This is a genomic window from Paraburkholderia acidipaludis NBRC 101816 (assembly GCF_000684975.1).
Classification (GTDB): domain Bacteria; phylum Pseudomonadota; class Gammaproteobacteria; order Burkholderiales; family Burkholderiaceae; genus Paraburkholderia; species Paraburkholderia acidipaludis.
This window is the reverse complement of record NZ_BAXZ01000004.1, coordinates 300,199-315,127: the sequence shown is the minus strand read 5'-3', so window position 1 is coordinate 315,127 and position 14,929 is coordinate 300,199. Positions and strand designations below refer to the sequence as shown.

Below are 14,929 nucleotides of genomic sequence, written 5' to 3'. Positions count from 1 at the left end.
AGGGGATTACCCTGAATAATTTCCCGGAAAAATGCGTGCCTGCCGGGAGGATGCACGTATGTACCCATGACTACGTTGACTAGTCAACATAGTCATGGGTGAACTCATCGAGTGGAACCGGCGCGGCATCTCGCGCAACTGAACGGAAAACGGCGACGTGTGCCTCCTCAGGCCGGCGCGGCACGCCAGGCGAGAAGGAGCAAAGCGGGATCGGAGGACTCAGACGGTCCCGGCAAGATGAAAGCGCGACGACGGATGCCATAGCCGCACCGAGGTCGCCACATGCGGGCCCACCCAGGTGCGCCGGATCAGCAGCAGGCACGGCTCGCCGATCTCCATCTCGAGGTACTGGCGCACGCGCGCCTCGGGCTTCTGCGCGTAGATGCGGAATTCGGCGCGCTGCACGGGCGCGACGCGCACCATGTAGTGCGTCGGCGTCTCCTGCATGAAGTCCTGCTGCAGATACTGCGGAAACACCGCCGGATTCACGTAGCGGTCCTCGTACTGGATCGGCTCGCCTTCTTCGCTGTGCACGATGCGCGAATGAAATACCGGCCCCGATTCGACTTCGAGGGCGGCGAGCGCCTGCGGATCGTCGCTCTCCTCCAGCGAGAGGATGCGCGCCGTATGGTGATGACCGCGCGCCGCGATCTCGTCGGCAATATTGCGGATCTGCAGCACGGTCGATTCGTACTGCCGCGGCGCCACGTAGGTCCCCGATCCGCGCACCCGGTTCAGCACCCCCTCGGCCATCAGCTCGCGCAGCGCCCGCGAGACCGTCATGCGCGCCACGCCGAATTCCTTGACCATCTCCGTTTCGGAGGGCACGACATCCCCCGGACGCCAGGCGCCCTTTTCGATCTGCTCGAGGACGTAACGCTTGATCTGTTCGTAGGCGGGCAATGCGGTGCTGCGGGCCAGTTTGTTTTGCATGGGTTCGTTCTGGGCAAGGGCAAATGAGGGCCGACGGAAGTCGATGAGCGGCCGACCGGATCCAGCCGGCCCTCATTTTACCGTCGTCGCGCGGCCCTGCCTCCCCGTGCCGTCCCGAATGGCCCGCCCCGGCTCACTTCGGCTGCGCCACGTAGCGCAGGTAGGGCTTCAGCGTTCGGAACCCTTGCGGATACTTCGCTTTCGCGGCTTCGTCCGAAACCGAGGTGGGGATGATCACTTCGTCGCCCGGCTTCCAGTTCACCGGCGTCGCGACCGTGTGCTGCGCATTCATTTGCAGCGCGTCGAGCAAACGCAGCACCTCGTCGAAATTGCGCCCCGCGCTCATCGGATAGACGAGCATGGCCTTGACCTTCTTGTCGGGTCCGACGATGAACACCGAGCGCACGGTCGCGTTGTCGGCAGCGGTGCGCGAACCGCCGCCGCTCGCGCTCGGGTGAATCATGTCGTAGAGCTTCGCAACCGTAAGATCGGCGTCGCCGATGAGCGGATAGTTGATGGCCGCGCCCTGCGTTTCCTCGATATCTTTGACCCAGTTGCGGTGGTCGCTCACCGGATCGATGCTCAGGCCGATGATGCGCGTGTTGCGGCGGTCGAATTCGGGTTTCAGGTGCGCCATGTAGCCCAGCTCCGTGGTGCAAACGGGCGTGAAGTCCTTAGGATGGGAAAACAGAATGGCCCAGTGATCGCCAATCCATTCGTGAAAACGGATCGTGCCTTCGGTCGTTTCCGCCGTGAAATCGGGTGCGTCTTCACCTAGACGAATCGTCATATCAAGCCTCCATTTGGGCATTGAGGATGCGAGGCCACCTCGCGCGAGCGGGCCTTGCTGTTGCATTGTAGACATCGCGACGCGGGGTGACAGGCCTTTACCGGCGCGTTACGGACAGTGAGCCGCCCTGCTATCGTTTGTCTCGGGCATCGCGTTGGGGGCTGGAAACGTTATGAAACATCGTTCTGCGAAACGACTCGGGATAGCGGGAAAACGCGCGGGCCCCGCGCCGCTTCGCGCCCCCTCTCCGGACTTCCGCTTCAGCGCCGACGGCCGCGATTTTCTGCTGCACGGCGAGCCGTTCCAGATTCGCAGCGGCGAACTGCATCCCGCGCGCATTCCACGTGCCTATTGGGGGCACCGCATTCGTATGGCCAGGGCGATGGGCATGAACACCATCGCCTTGTACGTGATGTGGAATTACCACGAGACCCAGCCCGGTGTCTTCGACTTCGCGAGCGAGAATCGCGACATCGAAGCGTTCATTCGCCTGTGCCAGCGGGAAGGACTGTGGGTGCTGCTGCGTCCGGGGCCTTATGTATGCGCCGAATGGGATCTGGGCGGCCTGCCGCCGTGGCTGCTGGCCATCCCGGACATCCGGCTGCGCTCGGAGGATCCGCGTTACCTGCAGGCCGTATCGCGTTACATCGCCGAACTCGCGCCGCGCGTCATGCCGCTATTGATCGCCAATGGCGGCCCGATCCTGATGATCCAGATCGAGAACGAGTTCGGCTCGTATGCGCACAACCCGGCGTATCTCGAAGCGCTGTGCGCGCTGTGGCGGCAAAACGGTATCGACGGCCCGTTCTACACCGAAGACGGCCTCATGCAACTGCAGCAGAACCGCTCGAACGTACCCAACGGCGCGATTGCGCTCAGCAACGGCAACGCGGACCAGATCGCGCATGCACGCGAGGCATATGCCGGCGTGCCCGTCATGGCCGGCGAGGTTTACCCGGGCTGGCTCACGCACTGGGGCGAGCCGGCGCTGCAGGGAACGGCCGTCGATCTCTGCGCGACGCTGCATGCCTTCATGCGGGAGCGGCTCTCATTCAATCTCTACGTCATTCACGGCGGCACGAGTTTCGGGTTCCATGCCGGCGCGAACGTGGATCCGCAAACGCTCGACTACCAGCCCGACATCACGAGCTACGATTACGCGGCACCGATCAGCGAGCAAGGCGTGGCAACCGCGAAATTCCACGCATACCGGCACATCATCGCCTCTTACCTGCCGCCCACGTCGCCGCTGCCCGCCGTTCCCGCGCCGCTCCCCACCCTCTCGCGCAGCGGCGCCGATGCCCTGCGCCCCGCGCCCTGGGCCTCGTTGTGGGACAGCCTGCCCGCACCGCTCGCGCTCGAACCCGGCAACGTTGCGCTGCCGTTCGAGCGCTACGGTCTTGCATATGGTTTCGCGCTCTACCGGAAGCGGCTCGATCGTTACGACGGCGGCGTGCTGTCGATCGATGCAGTCCACGACTATGCAACGGTCTTCGCAGGCGGCAGCTATGCGGGCGCACTCTCGCGTACTCGCGTGCAGGAGGCGTTCGCGCAGGAGCTCGGACTGGTTCACGGCACAACGCTCGCCTTACCGCCCCCTGAACCCGATACGAACGGCAGCGTGCTGCTCGAAATCCTCGTGGAAGGCATGGGCCGCGTGAACTACGGCCCGGAACTGGCGGACCGCAAAGGCCTGATCGGCGAAGTCGCGCTGCGCGATCGCGCGGGCATGCGCCACGTTCTCACCGGCTGGGACGTCACGCTGCTGCCGATGGATCGCGATTACGTCACACAGTTGCGGCCTGCCGCCACGACGCAACGGAACGCCGCAAAGCCCGGACGGTTCTATCGAGCAACACTGCATCTGGACGCGGACGCGCCCGCCGACACCTACCTCGACATGCAGCACTGGACCAAAGGGCTCGTCTGGGTCAACGGGCACGCACTCGGGCGCTACTGGCGCATCGGCCCGCAGCAGCGCCTCTTTTGCCCGGCCCCGTGGCTCGCGGCGGGCGAGAACACCATCACGATCTTCGATCTGCACCAGCTCGAACCGATGCCGGTCGCGCTCGAACGTACGTTGACCTGAACATTGCTTCAGCCCGTGTGGGGCAGTGCCTGAAGCTCCAGCACCCGCACCTCGAACGGCGCAAGCCGCATAACCTGCGGACGGTCTGCGTCAAGCTGCGCAGGCAGGTCGCCCACGTGAGAACCCCACGGATCACGCACCGCAAATCGGCTCGACGCCCCGGCCGGCAACGCCAGCTCGCGCCGCAGATCGAGAACGAAGGTCTGAGCGCGCTCGTGCGGATTGCGCAGCGCGACGATGGCGACCGGCGCCGCCCATGCGGCCCAGCCATAGACTTCGAGCGCATCGGGCACGCCGCCCACCCATTGACTGTCGCGCAGAACCTGCGCCTGCGAGCGCGACCAGCGCGCCGCGGCGGCGAGCGCGTCCCAGTCGTCCGCATCGAGCAATGCGGGGGTGATATAGAGCTCCTGCAATTGCGTCCCGCTCGCGAAATACGAGCGCACTTCATGGCGGAAGGCTTCGCCCTCGCGCCGGTTCAGGCGCGCATTCCGCTGCGCGAAGATCACGCCGTGCAGCATCAGCGAATTCAGCGGGAAGAGCGGACTGGCGCGCACGACGTTGTGCCAGGTCTGGGCATCGCGATAGGTGATCCAGCGTTCGCGCGCGTTGCCTACGCCGGCTTCGCCGTTGTCGGCACCACCGCGCCAGACCGAATCGACATGGCGCAGCCAGAACGGCGACGGCACGGTGCCCGTCGAAAGATTGACGAACGTGGCGGGCCGCGCCGCGCGAATCGCTTGGATCAGGTGAATCGCCGCGTCCCAGTCGCTGTCGAAGGCGCTGCCCGGTACGACACAATCGGCGTTGCCCGTGCCGTCGAGCTTGAAGTGGTTCACGCCCTGCCTCTCCAGCAAGTCCATGACGACTTCGCGAAAGCGCGCGTAATAGCGCGGACCGGAAAGCGCGAAACCATCCCCGACCGTTTCGTAGCCGAGCGCGCGGCCGTGCGCGACGCGCGTCTCGCGCGGCTCGCAATAACCGCCCCACGGCGAGAGCCAGACGCCCGGCGCCGCGCCGAAACCGGCGGCCGCGTCGCGCAGCGGCACGAAACCCTCCGGAAATGCGGCGCTGAAGCGCCAGGCGCCGCCAAGATCGTCCCAGCCGTCGTCGAAGAGAAACGAATCGATCCGCACGCCACGACGTTCATGGAGTTCGCGACCCACGGCCGCGATGCGATCGAGCGCCTCGACCTGCGTGTAGGGCGTCAGATAGCCGATGTCGTACCAGGAGTTGTAGTGCAGGAAAGGTTCATACGGCCGGGCGCGCGTGGTTTCGAGGTAGCGCGCGAAATCGCGCCGCAACTGCCCCGCGCGCGCCACGCCCACGACAGCGGAAAGCGCGATGCGCTTGCCCCGCAACAGCGGCAATGCGCGCCTCAGCGTGAAGCGCGTGCCCGCGCCGGCCGTCTCTGCCTGCGCAAGCGGGCTTTCGACGCCCAGATAGAGATCGTCCGCGACAACCGGCACGCCCGCATGGACACCGCACGCACGCGCATGCGGCGCTTCGGCGTGCAGCATCGTCAGCATTGCTAACGACTCGTCGCTCGAGAGCGCCATGATTTCGAGGCTCATGCGCAGCCACGCTTCGCCGTCGCGCTGCTCCGCATGCCATTCAATCTGCACGCGGCGCGCGGCATCGGCGAGCGTTGCGCTCACGCGCAGGCCCGGTTTGCGCGCTTCCTGCCGCGTGGCATGCGCATCTGCCGCCAGCGGCGCCGCGTGAAAGCCATCGAGCAGATCGAGATCGGTGAAGCCGACCGTTGCACCGTCGGCAAACGTCAACTGGAATGCCGCGACGAGCGGCACCGTGCGCCCGTGGGCGCGATCGATCAGCGCGAACGTGCCGGCGCGTCCGTTCGCAACTCGCCAGGTCAACGCCACGGCGGCGTTGCCGAACGCGAATTCGTCGCCGTCCTGATCGAATCCGGCCACGCCGGGTGCTGCCAACGCTGCTCCGTCATCCGTCTGCATGAATTCGACCTCCCGATCGAAACGCGATGCAAGCTTACTCCAGGGGACATTCACCAAATTTCTTTCAAATTACTTTCTATCTCCATCGCACCCGCGAAACCAGGGTCAACCTTCCGTCTCATTGCGTTACGATCTTGACATCCACCTGGCATGCAGCGAACATTGCGCGGTTCGATTAACGAAACGATGTTCTAATTTCGAACATCAGATAAAAAAGAACGGGCAGGCCGCCTTCTCTCTGTGAAGGCACGACATGAACCCGCTGCGCCGCACGCGACCCGTATGTGCCCCGCATGTGACCAACACGCAAGCATGAAACGAGACAGCCATTCCACTCCCAACGCGCCGTCCGCCGACGGCCGCGGCATTGTCGCCGCCCTCGTCTACCTCTTCGAACGGGTCATGCCCGACCCGTTCGTGCTATCGGTCGGCCTCACGCTGCTCGTCGCGGTGCTGGCGCTCGCCATCGCACCGCACGGCAACGTGCCGACGCTGCTCGACGCTTGGTACACCGGCACCTTCGGCATCCTCGGTTTCGCACTGCAGATGATCCTGATCCTCGCCACAGGCTACGCGATCGCCAACGCGCCCGTCGTGCAGCGCGGCCTGCGCGCGCTCGCGTCCCGGGCCCAGACGCCCGCGCGCGCCGCGCTGCTGGTGTTTCCGGTGGTCGCCGTGGCGGCATGGCTCAACTGGGGGCTCGGCCTGATCGTGGGCGCGCTGCTCTCGCGCGAGATCGCGCGGCGCGTGCACGTGGATTTCGCGTGGCTCGTCGCCGGCAGCTACTCGGCCTGGTCGATCTGCAACAGCGGCCTCTCCAGCTCGATCGCGCTTTCCCAGGCCTCGCATGGCAATGCGCTCAATCTCGTCGAAAAGGCGACGGGGCAGGTCGTGCCGCTTTCCGCCACGATCTTCGCACCGTTCGTGTTCATTCCCACCGTGCTCGTCGTGGTCGTGATGACGTTCATCTTCATCCGCATGCATCCGAAGGAGGACCAGGTCGTCTCGTTCCAGCAGACGGCCGAAGCCGAAAGCGACGCGGGCAACGACGACCCGCATGCGAAAAGCGGCAGCACGCCGTCGCTCGCGACGCGCCTCGAGCAGTCGATGCTCGGCACGCTCGTTCTGCTCGTGCTTGGCGTGGGCTATCTCGTGATGGAGTGGAGCGAAAAAGGCTTCGATCTCGACATCAACACGACGATCCTGATCTTCCTGCTGATCGGTCTCGCGCTGCAGCGCACACCGATCGCCTACGCGAACGCCATTCGCGGCGCCGCGCGGCAGACCGGATCGATGCTGCTGCAGTACCCGGTCTATGGCGGCATCATGGGCATCATGAAGGGCACGGGGCTCGCCTCGATGATCGCGAAGGCGTTCGTCACCATCGCCACGCCGCTCTCGCTGCCGCTGTGGAGCTATCTGAGCTCGCTCATCATCACGCTGCTCGTGCCGAGCGCGGGCGGCCACTGGGCCGTGCAGGGACCGTTCGTGCTGCCGGCCGCGCTGAGTCTGCACGCCTCGGTGCCGCGCACGGCGATGGCCGTCGCGATGGCCGAGAATGTCTCGAACATGCTGCAGCCGTTCTGGGCCGTGCCTATCGTCGCCATCGCGGGCATTCGCATCCAGCGCGTGATGGGCTACACGGCCGTCACGTTTGCCGTGTCGCTCGTGATCTACGCGGTCGCGCTCTGGCTCGTGCCCTGATCGAGCCCCGAAGCCAGGTTCGTGCTGCGGCGCAACCACAGCCGACCCGCTGCTTCCCGCCGCTCCCCCCGGTCATTCGGCATCCCTGGCAATCGCCGCGCGCGGCACGGGCCCCGCGGCGCGCCCCTCCTGGTGTCAGCCCTGATTGGCGCGCACACGCGAGCCAGGCGACGCTATTCCTGCGATCCGCGTTTGCGCCGCCATTCAGGGGGCGGAATTTTTGCGCGCGACGTGGTATCGTTCAATCGTAGGAGTCGAACGTTCTGGCTTGCCCGTCCATCGACCGCTGTTACTTTCGCGAGCGTCGCCATGAGTGATGTACGCCAATACCTGAGTCCGCGCGACCGCGTGGAACTGCTCTGCTGGCTCACCTGCGGGAGCCTCGGAGCGTACTACCTCAACGAAGCCTGGCCGAATGCGGCTTTCCACGTCCAGGCTGCGCACAAGTGGCTGGACCGCCACAGCCGCGAGGCCGACTGGCTCGCAATCGCGAAGCTCACCGCGCTTGCTCAGGACATTGCGCAGCAACATGCGTGGTTTGTCGATGCTGTCTGGGCGCGCGACGCCGTCGAAGAAATTCTCGATACCGACGACCTGAACTACCAGGCCAAGCTCGTCCTTCAGGTACTCGCCGACTGCGAACGCGCGCTGGCCGACCGGCGCCCCGCGGATTAAGCGGCTACTGTGTTCCGTTAAACGGTTCTTCGGTTCCGGTCACGCAGGCCAGACGACAACCGGCTGGGAAAACAGTCCAGCCGGGTTTGCCTCCGGTTCGTCCCTTATCGCTCCTGCTATGACTGCGCCGCGCTTGCGGCCACCGGAGCCGCCGGCTCCGGCTGAGCAGTATTGGCCTTCGCGTCGGCGGCCGGTGTCCAGCCGTAGCCCAGCGCCTTGTACAGGGCAACGATCTGCGCGAGTTCCTGATCCTGCAGCGCAGACTGCTGAAGCTGTGCGGTAAAGAGACTGCGCTCGGCATCGAGCACTTCCAGATAGCTGGTATAGCCGCCCTCGAAAAGATCGCGCGACAGCGAGGTGTAGTCCGATAGTGCGGCCACCTCGCGCGTCGTCGCCTGCAGCTGTTCGCGTGTCTGGGCAATGCCCACCAGCGCATTTTCGGCATCGGCAAACGCCTGCTGGATGGTCTGCTGATAGCTGAGCAGCGCCTCCTGCCGCACGGCTTCGGCCTCATGCACCGAACCCCAGATCGCGCCGCCCTCGAAGATCGGCTGCGTAATCGAGCCCGCGAACGACCACACCCGCGCCGGTCCCGTCCACAGTCCCGTGAGCGCCGTGCTGGCCGCACCGAAGAGACCCGTGAGCGAAATATCCGGGAAGTACTGCGCGCGCGCCGCGCCTATCGACGCATTCGCTGCAATGAGCGTCTGTTCGGCCTGCAAAACGTCGGGCCGCCGCTCGAGCAGCGACGAAGGCAGCCCCGCCGGAATCGCGGGCGCCGTGAGCTCGGTGATCGGCTTGCCGCGCGGAATCGGGGCCGGGTTCTGCCCGAGCAGGAGCGAGATCGCGTCTTCCTGCTGCGAAATCTGCTGCTGGATCGAATGGACCGAAGCCAGCGCCGATTCGTACTCCGAACGCGCCTGGCTCAGCTGCAGCTTCGACACCACGCCGCCGCCGAAGCGTTCCTCGAAGAGATGCACGGCATCGTCGCGGCTCTTGAGCGTCTCCTGCGCGATGACGAGCTGATTGTCGTAGTCACGCAACTGCAGGTAGGCCGTGGCGACATTCGCGATCAGCGCGATGCGCGTCGCCTCCTGCGCCGCCTGAGTGCCCAGGTAGTTGGCGCGGGCCGCTTCGGTCAAGCGCCTGAGGCGCCCGAACAGGTCGAGCTCCCACGACACCGTGCCCTCCAGTTGCACCTGATTGCCGACCACAGGCGGATAACCGGGCGTCGGCACGCCGCGGCTGCGCGAGGCCCCGAAGTTCGCGCCCACCTGCGGGAAGAGCCCGGCGCGCGTGACGACATAGCTTCCGTAGTACTCCTCGACACGCGCCGCCGCAATGCCCAGATTCTGATTCTGCGCGAGCGCCTTCACGATGAGATCGTCGAGCACGGGGTCGTTGAACTGCTTCCACCAGTCGAGCGACGTGTCCACGACTTCGGCATTCGCCGCGGCAAACCGGAACGTGGACGGCGTATCGACGCTCGGGCGATGATAGTCGGGCCCCACGGTGCAGGCTGCGAGCCACGCGCAGCAAGCGGCCAGGACGAGCGGACCGACGCTTCGGGTAATGGCGGGCTTCATCGCTCAGCCCTCCTGCGAAGGAGGTGCGGCGGGCGGCAGCGCCGCGGGGGGCGAAGCCGTGGGCCCGGCCTTCGCCTTGCTGCGCGAGGATAGCGTCTCCAGCCCCCAGAAGAACATCGGAATGAAGAAGAGCGCGATCAGCGTGGCGCCGAGCATGCCGAAAATCACGCCCGTACCCAGCGAGCGGCGGCTCGCCGCAGACGCCCCGCTCGCGATGGCAAGCGGCACGCAGCCCAGGATAAACGCGAGCGAGGTCATGATGATCGGACGCAACCGCAGCTTCGCGGCGGCCAGCGCGGCGTCGTAGGGCGTCATGTTCTCCTTTTCGCGCATCTCCACGGCGAACTCGAAGATCAGGATCGCATTCTTCGCCGCCAGCGCGATCAGCACGGTCAAGCCGATCTGGAAGTACACGTCGTCTTCCATGCCGCGTATGAGGATGCCCACCAGCGCGCCGAAAATCGCGAACGGGACGGCGAGCAGCACGCCGATCGGCAGCGACCATTTTTCGTACTGCGCCGCGAGAATCAGGAACACCATCAGCAGCGCGAATGCGAACACCATTGCCGCCGTCGAGCCGGCCTTCTTCTCTTCGTAGGCCTGACCGCTCCACTCGTAGCTGTAGCCCTCGCCCAGCGTCTCGCGCGCGATTGCCTCCATCGCGGCGATCGCCTCGCCCGAGCTATGCCCCGGGGCGGCATCGCCCGTGATCTTGGCGGCCGGGAAGTTGTTGAAGCGATTCACGATATCCGAGCCCGGCACGAAGCGGAACGTCGTCACGGCCTTGATCGGCACCATCTGGCCGCTCGTGTTGCGCACGTAGAGTTGCTGGATGTCGTCGGGCTGCGTGCGATATTGCGGCTCCGCCTGCACGATCACCTGGAAGAGGCGGCTGCCCTTCGGGAACTGGCTCACGTACGACGACCCGAACATCGTCTGCAGTGCGGTGTAGACGTCTTGCACCGGCACGCCGAGCGACTCGGAACGCTCGCGGTCGACCTCCACGAGCAACTGGCGCGAACGCGTATTGATGGTGGAATTCACGCCGCGCAGCGCCGGATTCTGGCGTGCCTTCGCGATCATCTCGCGCACCTTGCCTTCCAGCTGCTGATACGAGCCGTCGCCGGTGCTCTGCAGCCAGAACTCGAAACCGCCCGTCGTGCCGAGGCCCGGAATCGAAGGCGGATTGAGCGGCACGATCACGCCGTCCTTGAAACTCGCGAACGCCTTGCTCGCGTCGCGAATGAGATCCTGCGCGGTGCCGTTCTTGCCGCGGTCGCCGAAGCCCTTGAGCGTGATGAAGAGCGTGCCCGCGTTCGACTTGTACTGCGAGTCGATCAGGCTGTAGCCGATCGGGGCCGCCACCGATTTCACCGCCGGCTGCTTCGCGAACCAGTCTTCCGCCTTCTTCGAGAGATCGCCCGTGCGGTCCAGACTCGCCGCGTCGGGCAGCACGACCGCGCCGAGCAGATAGCCCTGGTCCTCCACCGGCACGAACGACGAAGGAATATGCTTGAACAGGCCACCCGTCGCAAGCACCATCACCACGATCAAGCCGAGGGAGAGCGCCACGCGCCGGATCGCGCTCTGAACCCCCCTGCCGTAGCCGGCGGTAAGCGCTTCGAACTTTTCGTTGAACCAGGTGAAGAAGCGGTTCTTTTTGTGCTCGCCCGGCTTGAGCAGGATCGCGGCAAGCGCCGGCGAAAGCGTGAGCGCGCAGATACCGGAGAGCACCACCGAAACCGCGATCGTCACCGCGAACTGCTTGTAGAGCTGGCCGGTAATGCCCGAGAGAAACGCCACCGGAATGAACACCGCCAGCAGCACGAGCACGATCGCCACCACCGGCCCGCTCACCTCGTCCATGGCGCGCTTGGCAGCCTCCTTCGGCGGCAGCTTGAACTCGGTCATGTTGCGTTCGACGTTCTCGATCACCACGATCGCGTCGTCCACCACGATGCCGATTGCCAGCACCATGCCGAACAGGGTGAGCATGTTGATCGAGAAGCCAAAGGCCTCCATGCCGATGAACGCGCCGATGATCGACACCGGCACGGCGAGAATCGGCACGAGCGTCGCGCGAAAACTCTGCAGGAAGAGGAACACCACGACGATCACGAGAATCACGGCGTCGCGCAGGGTATGCACGACCTCGCCGATCGACTCGCTCACGAATTCGGTGGTGTCGAGCGCGACCTCGTACTTGAGCCCCGGCGGGAAGCTCTTCTTCAACTGCTCGAGCGTCTGTCGAACCTGCTTGGCCACCTGCAGCGCGTTCGCGCCCGGCTGCTGATAGACGGCGATGAGCGTGGCCGTCCTGCCGTTGTAGCGCCCGCGCAGCGAGTAGTCCTTGGCGCCCAGCTCGGCATGGCCGATGTCCTTGATGCGCACGATCGCCGCATTGTCGGAGCTTGCGCGCAGGATGATGTTGTCGAAGTCCGCGGGTTCGGTGAGGCGTCCTTTGGTCGCCACCGGGAAGGTCTGCTGCACCGGACCATTGGTCGGCGCCTGCCCAAGACGTCCCGCCGAGAACTGCTGGTTCTGCGCGCTGATCGCGTTCTGCACGTCGGAAACGGTAATGCCGAGCTTGGCCATGCGGTCGGGCTTGAGCCAGATACGCATGGCATAGTCTGCAGAACCGAAGATCGAGGCCTGGTTCGCGCCCGGAATGCGCTTGAGCGCGTCGAGCACATACACATTCGCGTAGTTCGCTACGTAGGCCTGATCGTAGGTGTTATCGGGCGAATAGATCGCGATCACCATCATGAACGCCGACGAACGCTTCTGCACCGAAACGCCCTGCGCCGTCACCGCATCGGGCAGCGTGGGCAATGCGAGGTTCACGCGGTTCTGCACGTCCACCTGCGCGAGCGACGGGTCGGTGCCGATGTTGAAGTACACCGTGAGCGTCATGTTGCCCGTCGAGGAGCTCGACGAGTTCATGTACATCATGTTGTCGGCACCGTTCACCTGCTGCTCGATCGGCGCGGCCACGTTCTGCGCGACGACCTCGGCGCTCGCGCCCGGATACGTTGCGCTCACGGTGATCTGCGGCGGCGCGATGTCCGGAAACTGCGCGATCGGCAGATTGAACATCGACACGAGACCCGCGACGATGAGGATGATCGATATGACCGACGCGAAAATCGGCCGGTCAATAAAGAAGTGGGAGAACTTCATCGATCAGCCTCCCGCCGCTTGAGTGAGCGTCACGTCGACGCGGCGAGATTTGTCGGGGGCATCGTTGGCCACGATCTGCGCGGGTTTGCGCATCTCGATGCGGGCATTCTCCACGCCCGCGACGATCAGCGCGGCGCGCACCGTCGCCGCGCGTGCCTTGGCGAGGCGCTCGTTTTCGGCGAGCGAGCCGCTCGGGTCGGTGTAGCCGGAGACCGCGACACGCGCACCGGGCGAGGCGGCGAGCCGCTTTGCCACCGCCGCGAGCGCCTCGGCCGACCGCGCGTCGAGACTGGCACTGCCGAGCGCGAAGTAGAGCGAGGTGAGCTCGCCGGCAGCCGGCGCGGCGGAGGGATTTGCGCTGTTCGAAGCGCTCGTGCCGTTTGTGCTATCCGCAGCGTTAGTACTACTTGCCGCATTGGCGTTAGCACTGCCGTTGCCGCTGGAGCCGGCATCGGCGCCGGCCGCCGCGCCTTGCGCGCCCGCCCCGCTCGCAGTCCCGCTCGCAGTCCCGCTTGCGGCCCCTGGCGCCGCCGCGGCATTCCCGCCTGCGGTGCTATCCGGCGCCGTACCCTGCGCCGCCACGTTGACGCTCGGCGCGGGCGCCGGTACGAGATGCACATTGAGAGGCGCACCCGGCATGAGGCGCAGCGTGTTGTCGAGAATGACCTTGTCGCCCGGATGCAGACCCGCTTTGATGATCCAGTCGTTGCCGTTCCACTCGCCGGTTTCGACCGCGCGCTGCTGGGCCTTGCCCTGCGCATCCACGGTCCAGACGAATTCGCCGCGCGCGCCCTGCTGCACTGCGTCCTGCGGCACGGCAATCGCGTTCGGACGGACCGCGCCCACGAGCTTGATCCGCACGAACTGGCCGGGGCGCAACGAGCCGTCCGGGTTCGACACGGCCGCGCGGATCAGGTAGGTGCCGGTTTCCGTGCTGAGCGCGGCGTCGGTGAACGCGATATGGCCGCGCTGCGGGTAGATGCTGCCGTCGGCAAGCACGATGACCGCTTCGAGCTTGCCGCGCTCCGGCATCCTGAGTGTGCCGTTGCCGGTCTGCGTGCGCAGATCGAGCAACTCGTTCTCGGAGAGCGAGAAGTTGATCCACATGGGGTCGAGCTTCGCCACGTAAGTCAGCAGGCTGTTGGCGGCGTCGATATACGTGCCGTCCTGCTTCTTCGCGAAGCTCGAAAGCCCCGTTACGGGTGCGGTGATGGTGGTATAGCCGAGGTTCAGGCTCGCGGCCAGCACGTTCGCGCGCGCCTGATCGACCCCGGCGGCTGCGGCCTGTTGCTGGCCGATCGAATCGTCGAGGTCTTTCTGGCTCAGCGCGCTCTTCGCCGCGAGCGGGCGTACACGGTTCAGATTCGCCTGCGCCGTGTCGAGCCGCGCCTTCTGTTGCGCGTATTCGGCCTGCGCGGCGTCGAGCGCGGCCTGGAACGGCTTCTTGTCCATGACGAACATGACGTCGCCTTCATGGACGAGCGAACCTTCCTGATAGACGCGCTTCTCGAGGAAGCCGTTCACACGGGCCCGGATCTCGACCTGCTGCGAACTCTCGGTCTGGCCGACGTAATCGAAAACCACAGGCACGTCGCGCAAGGCAACGTCGATTACGTCCACGTTCGCGGGCGGCGGCGCCGACGCGACAGGCTTATTGTCATGGCAAGCAACGACTGCAGCCAGCAACCCCAACGACAGGCACAACCGGACAACCCGAATTCCGCATGTCATGCTGTTCTCCGTAGCCGACGATCTACGCTGGACCGACGAACCAAGGCAGCCTCCGGGATGACCCGAAGGTAAACCGCCTCCTTGGCGCTCGCTCAGATACTACTGTTTTTCCGGGCGACGCAGAGCGTGTTTGCCAACCTGTGCGCGCGTTTCGGGCAACTATTTACAGCCCATCAAAACAATGGGCTGCATCGTTTTAATTTGCGAAACGGCCGATTAGCGGCGGCGTGGAGAACAGCGGATGCGCGGCAAGGCTGCCGGGCGGCCT

General features: G+C 65.3%; 9 protein-coding genes. 3 read left to right on the top strand and 6 right to left on the bottom strand.

Annotated elements, in window-relative coordinates; translation table 11 throughout:
• Positions 1-219 precede the first annotated feature (219 nt).
• Both hutC and BAC01S_RS06600 read right to left on the bottom strand, forming a co-directional pair.
• On the bottom strand, positions 220-933 hold the full coding sequence (hutC, locus tag BAC01S_RS06605) for a histidine utilization repressor (protein WP_027794040.1): 714 nt from the start codon (positions 931-933) through the stop codon (positions 220-222).
• Positions 934-1,066: 133 nt separating this feature from the next.
• Positions 1,067-1,723 carry a peroxiredoxin gene (locus BAC01S_RS06600; protein ID WP_027794039.1) on the bottom strand — a complete coding sequence of 219 codons (657 nt, stop codon included), beginning with the start codon at positions 1,721-1,723 and terminating at the stop codon, positions 1,067-1,069.
• Between the two features lie 172 nt (positions 1,724-1,895).
• On the opposite strand from BAC01S_RS06600, the gene BAC01S_RS06595 reads away from it, so the two are divergent.
• Positions 1,896-3,812, top strand: coding sequence for a beta-galactosidase (locus BAC01S_RS06595; protein WP_084168279.1), 1,917 nt, complete (start codon positions 1,896-1,898; stop codon positions 3,810-3,812).
• A gap of 8 nt (positions 3,813-3,820) precedes the next feature.
• On the opposite strand, the gene BAC01S_RS06590 is transcribed toward BAC01S_RS06595, so the two are convergent.
• Positions 3,821-5,785 carry an enterotoxin gene (locus BAC01S_RS06590; protein ID WP_245616520.1) on the bottom strand — a complete coding sequence of 655 codons (1,965 nt, stop codon included), beginning with the start codon at positions 5,783-5,785 and terminating at the stop codon, positions 3,821-3,823.
• 312 nt (positions 5,786-6,097) lie between these two features.
• On the opposite strand from BAC01S_RS06590, the gene BAC01S_RS06585 reads away from it, so the two are divergent.
• Both BAC01S_RS06585 and BAC01S_RS06580 read left to right on the top strand, forming a co-directional pair.
• Positions 6,098-7,489, top strand: coding sequence for a TIGR00366 family protein (locus BAC01S_RS06585; RefSeq protein ID WP_027794036.1), 1,392 nt, complete (start codon positions 6,098-6,100; stop codon positions 7,487-7,489).
• A 309-nt stretch (positions 7,490-7,798) separates the two neighbouring features.
• On the top strand, positions 7,799-8,164 hold the full coding sequence (locus BAC01S_RS06580) for a hypothetical protein (RefSeq protein ID WP_027794035.1): 366 nt from the start codon (positions 7,799-7,801) through the stop codon (positions 8,162-8,164).
• A gap of 116 nt (positions 8,165-8,280) precedes the next feature.
• Here the strand turns inward: BAC01S_RS06580 and BAC01S_RS30555 are convergent, their stop codons facing one another.
• Genes BAC01S_RS30555 through BAC01S_RS35855 form a run of 3 tightly spaced genes read right to left on the bottom strand, consistent with a single transcriptional unit; the run spans position 8,281 to position 14,550 of the window.
• Positions 8,281-9,750 carry an efflux transporter outer membrane subunit gene (locus BAC01S_RS30555; protein ID WP_043201378.1) on the bottom strand — a complete coding sequence of 490 codons (1,470 nt, stop codon included), beginning with the start codon at positions 9,748-9,750 and terminating at the stop codon, positions 8,281-8,283.
• Between the two features lie 3 nt (positions 9,751-9,753).
• Entirely contained in the window at positions 9,754-12,930 is a 3,177-nt protein-coding gene (locus BAC01S_RS06570; protein ID WP_027794034.1) for an efflux RND transporter permease subunit, read from the bottom strand.
• Between the two features lie 3 nt (positions 12,931-12,933).
• Positions 12,934-14,550, bottom strand: a complete 1,617-nt coding sequence (locus BAC01S_RS35855; protein WP_322786885.1) for an efflux RND transporter periplasmic adaptor subunit — start codon at positions 14,548-14,550, stop codon at positions 12,934-12,936.
• Positions 14,551-14,929 lie beyond the last annotated feature (379 nt).

Bases quoted from the DNA above. Each gene is read 5' to 3' on its own strand.
- BAC01S_RS30555 (WP_043201378.1), bottom strand. From the start codon at position 9,750: ATGAAGCCCGCCATTACCCGAAGCGTCGGTCCGCTCGTCCTGGCCGCT.
- BAC01S_RS06570 (WP_027794034.1), bottom strand. From the start codon at position 12,930: ATGAAGTTCTCCCACTTCTTTATTGACCGGCCGATTTTCGCGTCGGTC.
- BAC01S_RS06580 (WP_027794035.1), top strand. From the start codon at position 7,799: ATGAGTGATGTACGCCAATACCTGAGTCCGCGCGACCGCGTGGAACTG.
- BAC01S_RS06600 (WP_027794039.1), bottom strand. From the start codon at position 1,723: ATGACGATTCGTCTAGGTGAAGACGCACCCGATTTCACGGCGGAAACG.
- BAC01S_RS06595 (WP_084168279.1), top strand. From the start codon at position 1,896: ATGAAACATCGTTCTGCGAAACGACTCGGGATAGCGGGAAAACGCGCG.
- hutC (WP_027794040.1), bottom strand. From the start codon at position 933: ATGCAAAACAAACTGGCCCGCAGCACCGCATTGCCCGCCTACGAACAG.
- BAC01S_RS06585 (WP_027794036.1), top strand. From the start codon at position 6,098: ATGAAACGAGACAGCCATTCCACTCCCAACGCGCCGTCCGCCGACGGC.
- BAC01S_RS06590 (WP_245616520.1), bottom strand. From the start codon at position 5,785: ATGCAGACGGATGACGGAGCAGCGTTGGCAGCACCCGGCGTGGCCGGA.